Origin of the sequence: Segatella copri, from assembly GCF_019249765.2 — a bacterium.
GTDB lineage: Bacteria > Bacteroidota > Bacteroidia > Bacteroidales > Bacteroidaceae > Prevotella > Prevotella copri_K.
In genome coordinates, this window is record NZ_CP152484.1 from 1,191,216 (window position 1) to 1,203,234 (window position 12,019).

Annotated in this window: 12 protein-coding genes; 9 read left to right on the plus strand and 3 right to left on the minus strand. The window is 39.7% G+C overall.

Going from position 1 to position 12,019, the window contains the following annotated elements:
• Window positions 1-7 precede the first annotated feature (7 nt).
• From traN to KUA46_RS05285, 6 genes are read left to right on the plus strand one after another with little or no spacing between them, the layout of a single operon-like run.
• Window positions 8-859, plus strand: a complete 852-nt coding sequence (gene traN, locus KUA46_RS05260) for a conjugative transposon protein TraN (protein WP_218486575.1) — start codon at window positions 8-10, stop codon at window positions 857-859.
• Between the two features lie 4 nt (window positions 860-863).
• Window positions 864-1,379, plus strand: a complete 516-nt coding sequence (locus KUA46_RS05265; protein WP_218486576.1) for a hypothetical protein — start codon at window positions 864-866, stop codon at window positions 1,377-1,379.
• A gap of 5 nt (window positions 1,380-1,384) precedes the next feature.
• Complete coding sequence (locus KUA46_RS05270) at window positions 1,385-2,032, plus strand: DUF1566 domain-containing protein (RefSeq protein WP_218486577.1); 648 nt, start codon at window positions 1,385-1,387, stop codon at window positions 2,030-2,032.
• Window positions 2,033-2,067: 35 nt separating this feature from the next.
• Window positions 2,068-4,254, plus strand: coding sequence for a type IV secretory system conjugative DNA transfer family protein (locus KUA46_RS05275; RefSeq protein WP_218486578.1), 2,187 nt, complete (start codon window positions 2,068-2,070; stop codon window positions 4,252-4,254).
• Entirely contained in the window at window positions 4,251-4,784 is a 534-nt protein-coding gene (locus KUA46_RS05280; RefSeq protein ID WP_218486579.1) for a glycoside hydrolase family protein, read from the plus strand. The genes KUA46_RS05275 and KUA46_RS05280 overlap by 4 nt, the downstream gene beginning before the upstream one ends.
• Window positions 4,781-5,317: a phosphoribosyltransferase domain-containing protein gene (locus KUA46_RS05285; RefSeq protein WP_218486580.1), complete on the plus strand. Its 537-nt coding sequence runs from the start codon at window positions 4,781-4,783 to the stop codon at window positions 5,315-5,317. Before KUA46_RS05280 ends, KUA46_RS05285 begins: the two co-directional genes overlap by 4 nt.
• Here the strand turns inward: KUA46_RS05285 and KUA46_RS05290 are convergent.
• The 3 genes from KUA46_RS05290 to KUA46_RS05300 are packed head-to-tail and all read right to left on the minus strand — an operon-like array spanning window position 5,312 to window position 9,186.
• On the minus strand, window positions 5,312-6,286 hold the full coding sequence (locus tag KUA46_RS05290) for a hypothetical protein (protein ID WP_218486581.1): 975 nt from the start codon (window positions 6,284-6,286) through the stop codon (window positions 5,312-5,314). The two genes, KUA46_RS05285 and KUA46_RS05290, sit on opposite strands and share 6 nt — an antisense overlap.
• Window positions 6,287-6,346: 60 nt before the next feature.
• The gene (locus KUA46_RS05295) at window positions 6,347-8,716 is read right to left on the minus strand and encodes a hypothetical protein (RefSeq protein WP_218486582.1); all 2,370 of its coding nucleotides are present in this window, start codon (window positions 8,714-8,716) and stop codon (window positions 6,347-6,349) included.
• A gap of 14 nt (window positions 8,717-8,730) precedes the next feature.
• Window positions 8,731-9,186: an A1S_2505 family phage non-structural protein gene (locus KUA46_RS05300; RefSeq protein WP_420377680.1), complete on the minus strand. Its 456-nt coding sequence runs from the start codon at window positions 9,184-9,186 to the stop codon at window positions 8,731-8,733.
• 325 nt (window positions 9,187-9,511) lie between these two features.
• On the opposite strand from KUA46_RS05300, the gene KUA46_RS05305 reads away from it, so the two are divergent.
• The 3 genes from KUA46_RS05305 to KUA46_RS05315 are packed head-to-tail and all read left to right on the plus strand — an operon-like array spanning window position 9,512 to window position 12,016.
• A complete protein-coding gene (locus tag KUA46_RS05305) occupies window positions 9,512-9,742 on the plus strand; it encodes a helix-turn-helix transcriptional regulator (protein ID WP_006846518.1) in 231 nt (76 codons plus the stop codon).
• A gap of 20 nt (window positions 9,743-9,762) precedes the next feature.
• Window positions 9,763-10,797: a helix-turn-helix transcriptional regulator gene (locus KUA46_RS05310; protein WP_218486583.1), complete on the plus strand. Its 1,035-nt coding sequence runs from the start codon at window positions 9,763-9,765 to the stop codon at window positions 10,795-10,797.
• A gap of 25 nt (window positions 10,798-10,822) precedes the next feature.
• Window positions 10,823-12,016: a restriction endonuclease subunit M gene (locus tag KUA46_RS05315; protein ID WP_118191459.1), complete on the plus strand. Its 1,194-nt coding sequence runs from the start codon at window positions 10,823-10,825 to the stop codon at window positions 12,014-12,016.
• Window positions 12,017-12,019: the final 3 nt, after the last annotated feature.

Below are 12,019 nucleotides of genomic sequence, written 5' to 3' on the forward strand. Positions count from 1 at the left end.
TACGAATATGAAGACTATCAAGAAATTCTGCGCATTGGTAGTATGCGCATTAGCCTCTCTCCCATCCATGGCACAACAGACGTATCAGGAAATAGAGCAGCTAACCATCAATGAGAATGTCACAACAGTCATTACCGCCTCTGAGCCAGTACGCTTCGTTGATATTTCTACGGATGCAGTGGTCGGCGACCAGCCAATCAACAATACCATTCGTCTGAAACCCAAGGAAGGTGCATCCGTACATGCCGATGGTGACATCCTTGCTATTGTGACGATAGTTACCGAGCGTTACAGAACCCAGTATGCTCTGATATACACTACAAGAATGCAGGAAGCAGTCACAGACAAACAGATACTTGCCTCTGAGAAGATTCCATATCATAATCCTTCTGTATCAATGAGTACTGAGGATATGACCAGATATGCCAGAAAGATATGGAACTCACCGGCAAGAATACGGAATGTGAGCACCAAGCAGCACAGAATGACCATGAGGTTGAACAACATCTACTCTGTTGGAGAATACTTCTTCATTGATTTCAGCATTGAGAACCGCACCAATATCCGCTTTGACATCGACGAGATGCGCATCAAACTGAATGACAAGAAGGTTTCCAAGGCAACTAATGCCCAGATGATTGAACTTACGCCAGCTATGGTGCTTGACCAGTCCAAAACCTTCAAGTATGGTTATAGAAACGTCATCGTCCTGAAAAAGATGACATTCCCTAACGACAAGGTCCTGTCTATCGAGATTTCAGAGAAGCAGATTAGCGGAAGAACCATTAGTTTGGATATAGACTACGAAGATGTTCTGTATGCCGACTCATTCAACTCACGCTTAATGTTGGAGGAATAAGACGATGAAGAAATACATATTGTCATTGATGATGGGACTGTGCGTTTCAGTCTCATCATTCGCCCAGAGCCATAGCGACCGAATATCCGTAGGTGTAGGTGCTTTGTATCAGAGAGGTTTGGATGCCACCATCTCATGGGAACATGAAACACGCTACCACCATGCCTGGGAGTACTTTGTCAACGGTTACATCAAATGGGATGAATGTGCATCATGCGGACACGTCTGTCCAGAGTCGTTTTGGAACAACTACCGCACATGGGGAATTGGCGCAGCCTACAAACCCTGTGTGGCAAGAGGAAGGAACAACTACGGAAACCTCCGTATTGGCGCAAGTGCAGGCAGTGACACAGACAAGTTAGTCGGTGGCTTGCATGTAGGTTACGAGCATAACTTTGCCCTACGTCATGGATGGGGATTGTTTGTTCAAGCCAAATGTGACCTCACTCTTCCCAAACGGGAAGACTTGTTTCGTACTGGCATCGTGATAGGATTCAAGATACCCACATTAAAGAAATAGCAACAATGAAGATACTAAATATCATTTGTGCTACTCTCATGGCAGTAGCATTTGCCTCATGCGATGAGCATCGAGACTTTCCTGATACGGCAATGAAGACCTGCGACATCCTCTGTACAGATGGCAAAGTCGTAAGATTCGAGGAAGTTAAGTCCCAAAACAAGACTCCTATAGCCGTGGTATTCTATGTGAATCAGAACGAGGACATCCAAGGCACAGGCTATGCTGTCTATCTAAAGGACATTGAGCCGTTTGCATACTCAGACTCTCTCGGATTGAAGCATAACACATCAGCTGATATTGCAGCATTCGATGGCAATGGAAATACGCATGCCATGTATTCCACTGGCACTTCACCTGCAGCTTCAGCAGTCTTTGACATGTGGCAGTATGGTCAGAGTGCCTACATCCCTTCCGTTGCTCAGATCAAACTCTTGTATCAAGCACGCAGTGCGGTAAATACGTATATTCGCAAGTGCGGAGGCGATGTGATACCAGACAATCCGGATGAGTGTTGGTATTGGACTTCGACAGAGGTTAAAGACCAGGAAACAGCCAAAGCTTGGTTGTACTCATTAGCTTCAGGGGCACTTCAAGAAACACCAAAGACGCAAGCACATAAAGTCCGTCCAATCATTACTTTATATAATTAGCATTAAATATTCACTATAATACAAGAATAGGTTTCATGGAGGAAACAAAAGAATTACAGACCATGTATAAAATATTCCGCTGTCTGATATACTTATCATTGATAGTGGAGTTCTTTGAGTATGCTATAGACCCTGCGTTGCTTGACTATTGGGGTGGCATTGTTTGTGACATTCATAGCCGTGTAAAGAGGTGGTTCATCTATATGGATGGAAACCTTGTATGGAGCAAGATTGCTACCATCGTGCTTATCTGTATCACCTGCATTGGCACCCGAAACAAGAAACACTTGGAATTTGATGCTCGCCGTCAGGTGTTCTATCCGTTGGTGGGTGGACTGTTCGTCACCATACTGTCTATATGGCTTTTCGGTCATCGTATGGATATGAGGTTCTATACCATCAGTCTGAACATCTGGCTTTACATGGCTGCCTCTATTCTTGGTACCATCTGCATCCATGTTGCCCTTGACAATATCTCCAAGTTCCTGAAGGAAGGATTGCTTAAAGATCGTTTCAACTTCGAGAACGAGTCTTTTGAGCAATGCCAGGAACTGCAGGAGAACAAGTATAGCGTAAACATCCCGATGCGCTATTACTACAAGGGCAAGTTCCGCAAAGGTTGGGTGAATATCGTGAATCCTTTCCGAGGAACATGGGTAGTTGGTACTCCTGGTTCTGGTAAGACATTCTCCATCATCGAGCCGTTCATCCGCCAGCACAGTGCCAAGGGGTTTGCTATGGTTGTATATGATTACAAGTTCCCGACTCTTGCGCAGAAGCTGTATTATCACTACAAGATAAACCAGAAAGCAGGGAAGGTGCCACGAGGATGCAAGTTCAATATCATCAACTTTGTGGATGTGGAATACTCCAGACGTGTGAATCCTATTCAGCAAAAATACATCGGCAACCTTGCTGCAGCTAGTGAAACAGCTGAAACCCTTTTGGAGTCTCTGCAGAAAGGAAAGAAGGAAGGTGGTGGCGGTAGCGACCAGTTCTTCCAGACATCAGCGGTCAACTTCCTGGCAGCTTGTATCTATTTCTTTGTCAATTACAAGAAGGTGCCATACGACAAGAACGGCAATCCTCTTATTGCTGAGATGACAACAGAGCCAAAGACTCATCGCCCGAAACCTACTGGCAGAGTCTTTGACCATACTGGCAGAGAGGTGGAGCCAGAGTATTGGCTGGGCAAGTACAGTGACATGCCACATATCCTTTCTTTCCTCAATCTCGATTACCAGACAATTTTTGAGGTTTTGGAAACAGATCCAGAGGTTGCTCCTCTCCTTGGCCCATTCCAGACAGCCATGAAGAATAAGGCTATGGAACAGTTGGAAGGTATGATTGGTACACTCCGTGTCTATACCTCTCGATTGGCTACCAAGGAGTCGTATTGGATATTCCATAAGGATGGTGATGATTTTGACCTGAAGGTGTCCGATCCGAAGAATCCTTCATATCTGCTCATAGCCAACGACCCAGAGATGGAAAGTATTATTGGTGCGTTGAATGCTTTGATTCTGAACCGTCTTGTTACCCGTGTCAACACTGGCCAGGGCAAGAATATTCCTGTCAGCATCATCGTGGACGAGTTGCCTACGCTCTACTTTCACAAGATTGATCGACTTATCGGTACTGCCCGAAGCAACAAGGTAAGCGTGGCTCTCGGTTTTCAGGAGCTGCCACAGCTTGAATCTGACTACGGCAAGGTGGGTATGCAGAAGGTAATCACCACAGTAGGTAACGTGGTTAGTGGTTCTGCAAGAGCAAAAGAGACATTGGAATGGCTCTCCAACGACATCTTCGGCAAGGTAGTTCAGTTAAAGAAAGGTGTGACCATCGACCGTGACAAGACTTCCATCAACCTCAATGAGAACATGGACAGCCTTGTTCCTGCCAGTAAAATCTCAGATATGCCTACTGGTTGGATATGTGGACAGTCTGCCCGTGACTTCATAAAGACAAAGACCGGACGAGGTGACAGCATGAACATCCAGGAGTCAGCAGAGTTCCAGACCTCCAAGTTCTACTGCAAGACGGACTTCGACATGAAGAAGATTGCAGAGGAAGAAGCTGACTATGCGAACTATAAGATACCGAAGTTCTACACCTTCCCATCCAAGGATGCCAAGGAACGAATCCTGTATCAGAATTTCGTGAGTGTAAACCTCGATGTCAAGAATATGATTGACGAGATAAACAAATTCAAGATAAAATGACTTTCAGAAAGATAATATTATTCCTGCTTATATCATTGAGTCTGGTTGCGAATGTCCAGGCTCGAATGCCAACAGAGCGACCGGCATCAACCCCGGCTTCCATATTCGAGTTGCCACCTTTCGAACGTGCAGTATGCTGCATTAGGTTCTATGAAGGCATGCACCGTGCTAAGGATTATCCTTATGTTGGTTATGGGCATAAGCTCAGACCTGGAGAGCGTTACTCTGCTAATATGTCAACATATGAAGCAGAGCAACTTCTTCGTAAAGACCTCAGAGAATTATGTGCTATGTTTCGTTCCTATGGTCAGGACTCCCTACTCCTTGCAGCTTTATCCTATAACATCGGACCATATAAAGTTACTGGATATAAGGGCAAATACCCGAAAAGTTCTGTCTTAAAGAAACTCGAAGTAGGCAACCGGAACATCAGAGACGATTATGTGAATCATTGCCATTGGCGAGGGAAACGAATCCCTTCCATTGAGCGCAGACGATATGCAGAACTCATTTTATTATTTACCCCATGACAGAGAACGAACCAATCAAAACAGTTTCAGACGGTATTACATTCCTATCCACTGGTAGATACTATGATGGTATTAACCGGTGGGTATGCCATAAGATAAAAGAGATAGATAAAGATGCCATTAACTATGCTGCTCGAAATATGGCAAAACTCATTCCTTTTAGTAACGCTGTACTGGTTCCTGTTCCAGGACATACTGGTGTTTCGAGCAATGCCTTGCTCTTGGCAAATGCCATTGCTTCATATTCAGATGTATTAGTGGCAGATATTCTTCGTGGTAAGTCGAGAGAGTCCAACTATCTTGCCAAATGTAAAAATCATCCATTAACAGAATCACAAATGGGATTTTACTCAGTGAAAGAACTGCCTATAGACTGCGTACCTATTATCATAGATAACTGTGTTGATACGGGTACAAGTGCAAAAGCAGCCTATCACGCTCTTGGCAATAAAGGAATTGTACTCGCTTATGCAATGAGTGATAGGCTACTTGATGATTATTCAAACTCGTTTCGTAAGGCTTTAACTTTATAAAAGAATTTTCGGGTCTTTTATCAGGTCAATTAACGAAACAAACTTAATGTTCTTATAAGGTCCGGACTTATCAAAAGTCTCAGGCTGTAAATTATAAGTTAAAAAAACAGTCTGTATTGTGTAGCTATTATCAACTAAATGACAGATTTTTGAAAATTGACGTATGTTATTACGGCACCAATTATCTCTAGAGCATACTTTTGGCAATGCGCCAATAATTTTCTTTTCTTGGTCTAACAACTGCCACAAATATCTACTTTCGACAAAATCTTTCGCCTCTACACATTTTATGATTTTTGATTTTGTGTCAATAATCAAGAGATCGATATCACCATAGTCCTTGTCGGCATCTAACGTTTTACCTTGACAGATTTTTACTTCTAGCTTAACTACAATTTCAGAGGAAGCATGATCTTTAACATATTTGAATAAAGCAGAGTTAAAATCATGACCTTTTCGGTCTCTAATTGTTCCTAAATAACTATTCATACCTGGTGATTGAGCAACAAGAACTGCATTACATATTCTATCTAATAAAATTCTACTACTTGTAGAAATAGATTTACTAGAAAAATATATATGATCATGATACTCTATCCAAGGTCGCGAAGATACTTGAAAAACTCGATTATACCTATGAGGATAAAACTCACTATATTTCGAAATTTTTGATGCAACATCTTCAGAGAGAATAAATTTGTCTTTAAATATGTTATAGTCAAATTTATTTATTTCTGTTGAAACTAAGTGTGAAAAGTCAGCGACTTTCATACATGCGATTCCACCTTGGTCTGCACTGAAGTCTATACATATTTTACAAATGTTGATGTAAGAATCGTATGACAAATCAAACTCTTCCATAAATGCTCTGTAAAAAGCATCATCATTTTTTTGAATGCTATATTCAGGAAATAATTCTGATTTTATTTTTTTATAGTTCACATTATTGTACTCTTCCTCACGTAACATTCTGAAATATTTAAGATATTTATTCAACAACAATACAGGAAGGGTGAATCTTCCGTTTTTTTAAATAGTCAGAGTTGCATCTTTTCTTCCTGTTGAAGCTAAATCCAAATACTGACAAATTATATAATATTGTTTTGCGTATGCATACAACATGTCTATTTCTTCTAGAGAAGGGGACACTCCCTGCATGGAAATAAAATTATTTCTAACAATCCTTTCTATTATAAACGTAGTTAGATTATCAGTTTCTGTATATATATCCGCAAACTGGAGTTGATTTTCAAATTTCTCGCCAACATATCGGAAGACAGAATCTATGCCATAAAACCGATTATTTGAATTAAATTTCCAGTATTGTAATGAATGATGGAGTTCCAATAATTGATAGAATAAGGCTTTTGAGTATACCTTAAGAATCATATCAATTTTTTCACCCAGAAAATCTTGAATAGTCAAAGCTATTTTTTTTGACTCATTCCCATCTAATATTATTTCCTTACCTTTCAGATTAAGATGGTTTGCTATTTCTGTTAAAACAAAATCACAACATCTATCATTTACTGAATAGAAATTCATATGTCCATCATTTTCCAAGAGTATATCATCATAGTCACACATTTGCAATATAGCCCCATGAGATTCAGAAAATACTGTAGATATCATTCCAATAAAGCCGTCATCAACTGTAACTCCAATCGTATAAAGACGACTTAAGAACTGGTAGAGGATATACCTCTCCCTTTTATCCTCTTCGGCATAGAAAGATTTCAAAGATAATGTAAACTTAAACCAACTTCTCTGACAATCACACAAAAGAGTTGTTTCCTTATCTTCTGATAAATCAATGATAACCTGTATATCACCAGATATAATTGCTTTATTAAATCTATACTCAATGGCATATAGCCAAACCAATATGCTTCTAGAAATTTCGCAACATAATGTTGAATACGGATTTTCTCTATCAATACAAAATCTTATAGAAGAATTCCTCAATTCTCCAAATTGCTCATATTGACTATGACTTCCACAAAACAAATATAATGGTACTGTAATTGGAAAATCAAAATAATGTTCCATTAAATACGATTTGCCCTTAAATACAAGATAATGAACATCCCTATTTCTACTCACATTGTATCTTAACCCCAAAGCATTACCGATTTCTGACATCATAGTGGTATAAGTGTCTTCTGTATAAAAAGTGTGCTTGTTTTGTAAATAGAATGCGAATAAATCTATCTCTTGTCCAATTAATTTAACGTTTAGATTTGCTCTATCCTCACAATAATACCATATGTCTCTTAATGATATATCTTTCAAAGAAAGCATTACTTTTAAGTCATCAAAATCAACTAAAATGTAATCTGATTTGACTTCATAATAAACCCCTAATTCTAGAGAGTTATGAGTAAATATATAATGAATCTTGTCTTTTGCGAATTGTTGAGAAAAAAAAGACTTTATTGGTAATACACACGAATTCATGTTCGATAAAATTATATCAGACACAATTATGACTACAAGTAATTTGTCTTTATCAACCCGAAATAATAAAAAAGTCCCATCATCGATATCCCCATAACCCTTATTTGACTCTTTAGTTTCTGGAGTACAATGCGTTAAATCTATCGTTAACTCCTTGTGGTATTCTGCGCTAAAAGAGTTAGGAAGAAGTTCTTTTAAAGAATTAATCATAATTCTGTGAGCTGCACTAAGCAAGGCTGATGGTTGAATTACGAATATACTTCCATTATTCAATTTGTACAACGGATTAGTTTCTACCGGACTATACCCTTGCCTTTTTAACTCAAAATCGATAAGTTTTTGTTTACAATGAACATATAACAGAACACAGATATCATTGTAGGACAAACCATTTCGATAGGCAATTTGTGAGATTTCTTCCCTAGAAAAAATCAGGTTTTGAGAGATTTTTCTTGATTTCTCAATATCAAGATATACTATTTCTTCTGCCTGAGGATTACCAAGAGTATATCGTACATACCCCATTCTACCTGCTATAATATCAGATAACTCAAGAAGGAAATTTACTAATTTTTGATCATCAGATTTGACAGATAGCTTATCAGAAAGTTCAAACAATCTAGTTAAATTATTATGAAGATTTGTAAATAGTCCAGGGAATACTCTATATGTTCGCTTTGTAGAATGAACACAATCCACGTAAAGATATTCCTGTGGGTCTTCAGTGAACTCTTGACGATAATTTTCCTTAATTAAATTTCCAAAAGAATCATTAATTTTTTCATTTCCATCACAATTAATAAGCGCTTGTATAATCAAGCGTGATTGTCTACTGGCAAATGGTGAATTAAATTCACAAAGATGTAAAGAACCAAGATATTGAATAACAATCTCTTGGTCATATTTAGAAAGAAATTCAAATTGACTATATTCTCTATCCATATTCATTTTTAATATTACGTTTTCATCAGCACCTTCCAGAAGCTGATGGGTAAATACACATTCTCCAAATAAGCTGCATCCTTAAACATAGGAGCAATCTCTTCTGGAGTATATCCAGCGATACCGCAGCCAACAGGAGTTACCAGAAACTTTAGTTCAGGATGTTCCCTGGCATATTGCGTAAATCTCATGATGGCAAGCTTTGTATTATGCTCACCCTCCATCGTGGGGATAGAGTATGACTGACCTTGCAATCCCTCACCATTTCCCCATTCTGCACCAAACTCATTATAGGCCACACGAGCAGCACCTGCATGATGCATACCCAGAGCATTGCTTCCAAACACGAAGATTTCGTTTGGTGCCAAACTGTAAATCACAGATGGGATGATACGTGTAGGCAATGTTCCTGTATTACCTCCAGTCATCCAATAACGCTCTTCATCTGTGTAGATGTTCGTCTTTTCCATCGTTCTTATGATTTTGTTTATACCACGACCTAAAGGTCTAACTGTTACAATCTGGATGCAAAAGTAGAAAGCCATTATGCAATCTATCTGCACTCTCAGAAAAAAGACGCCCTTCACATGCAAAAAAAGTGCAAACCGAACGCAATGGAGCTTGCTCCGATTGCTGAGATGCAGCCTTTTTTCTACAAAAATACAATATTTTTTCGAATAACATGACGAAAACATCAATTTATTTGCTTTAGGAGTGTTATTTTTATGAAAAATGTCTGTTTTTCGAAGAAAAAACCTTATTTTTGCATATTGATAATATATAAAAACAAGAAATATGGAGAAACAACCTCTAAATCGGATTAAGGTGATGCTTGCAGAACGCATGCTAACCAACAAGCAACTGGCTGAGATGCTCGGTAAAGATCCTGCTACAATATCAAAGTGGGTCACCAACACATCACAACCAACTTTAGAGAATTTGATTGAGATAGCTCGCTGTCTCAAATGCGACATGAACGACCTTGTCAGACTGGATGATGTCGTTACTATAAAAACAGATAAATAAACTAATTAAGAAAAGACTCTATGCCAACAAACAAGAATGCGCAACTTCGCTACCGGATTCTGGACAGATGCTTTAGCGATTTTCATAGAACATATAGTATTGAGGACCTCCTTGACACGGTCAATGAGTCCCTCATGGATCTCTATGGCTCGCAGGTCAGCATCCGTCAGATACGTGAAGACATCAAATACATGAGAGATAGAGTCACCTACAATGCCCCTATCGAAACATATCCCTTCGATGGAAGGAAAAGTTACTACCGTTATTCAGACCCAAGCTTCTCCATCTTTAATAATGAGTTGACAGCCGAAGAAATAAAGTCTCTTCGCTCCACTATCGACATACTAAGTCGTTTCCGTGGTGTGCCGAGTAACGCATGGTTGGAAGATGTCATCTCAAATCTCGAATTCCGTTTTGGTGTCAAGCCCAATACAGAGAATATCGTGTCATTTGACCACAATGATCTGCTGAAGGGAACAGAGTTCTTAGGCGAACTGATAGAATCCGCATTGAATCATCAGCCTTTGAATTTGCTCTATCGCACTTTCGCTGGCAATGAAAGAACTGCCATCCTCCATCCTTACCACATCAAGCAATTCAACAACCGTTGGTTCCTCATCGGATTACAGGAAGGTAGTCATGGCAATTACATCACTAATAAAGCACTCGACCGTATCGTGAAGTTCTCACGTGCCAATGTGCCGTTTATTCCCAATACGGATATAGACTTCAATGAATATTTCATGGACGTAGTTGGAGTAACATTACCCGAAGACCATCCAGTTGCAGAGGAAGTGCTGTTGAAATTTGATGAAGCCCGTTTCCCTTATGTGGTGAACAAGCCAATTCATCCTTCACAGGAGATTGAAGACGAAGAACAGCGAATCATCAAGCTTATGGTTCGTCCTAATAAGGAACTTGAAGCACGCATCTTTTCATACGGAAATCAGGTTGAAGTACTCAAACCTGAGTGGTTAAGACGGCAAATTGCTGAGAAAATAGAGAATTTATTGAAAAAATATTCAATAGTGCAGAAAGACTGCAACATAGAATGATAATTTTGCAATTAAAATATAAACAATGATAAATGACGCAGACATAAGTGAGAACCAACTCCTTCACAGCTACGGAGAGAAGGTATGTATGAATCTTCTGAAAGATCATACTACCCAGCAGAATATCTACTGGGCTACGGATTCGTATGCTGACTACGGAGAGGATTTTACTTTCTTTGCACCTATCACGCTCGACAAGATCACATCCTATGCCTCAAAAGAAGGCAAGGTGATTACGAAGGAGCAATATAATGAGTTGGTCAAAAAGAATCCTGAGGAGAAAGACAATTACCAGGAGATTATCCGACCACGTGCCGTAAAGTCGAAAGAAGAACAGACGCAGCGTGCAAAGGATAAGGCTGAGGTGTTTACTCCTGCATGGATCTGTAATGCACAGAACAATCTCATTGATGAAGAATGGTTCGGCAGAAAAGAGGGACTCTTCAATTCGCCCGACCCAGAAAACCCTCAGAAGTGGATTAACAATGAGGAGAAAATTGAGTTTCCAGAAGGTAAGACCTGGAAAGACTATGTGGCTGATACCCGTCTGGAGATTACCTGTGGCGAAGCTCCATACCTCTGTAATAGATATGATGCCGTTACTGGTGAGTATAACGAGAATGTGAAATATCGCATAGGAATGCTCGACCGTAAACTCAGAATCGTTTCCGAGAATACGAAGGATTCCAAGGATTGGATTCTTTGGGCTAAGATAGCTCTCCGTGCAACATACGGTTTCGAATGGCAAGGCGATAACCTCCTACTTGCCAGAGAAGCTCTCTTCTTTACATTCGAAGAGCATTATATCGCTCAGTTTGGCGAAAAGAAGTTCAACCAGAACAAGATGCGCATGATGCCAGGTGCTGCTTACATTATCTCCTGGAACGTGTGGCAGATGGATGGATTGACATACGGACTTCCTGGGCATACGCCTAAGGAGTTGTCTTCAGAAGAGAAAAAACGGATCATTCAAGACTTTGAAAAGAAAAAGTCTGATTTGGGAATATTCAGAACTCCAGAAGCCGTGAAAAAATTGGATGCTGAGGGAGATAGATTAATCTACAAAGAATATCCACCCTTTGAGCGGTTCTGTCTTATCAAAGACTTCCTCAAAGGCATCAACCTTCAGAAGGCAACGCTGAGAAATATAGACTTTCACGACAAGTCGGCTATCAAACAGACCTTCGAGTCGTTAGTAAACAAGAATAATAATAAATAACAT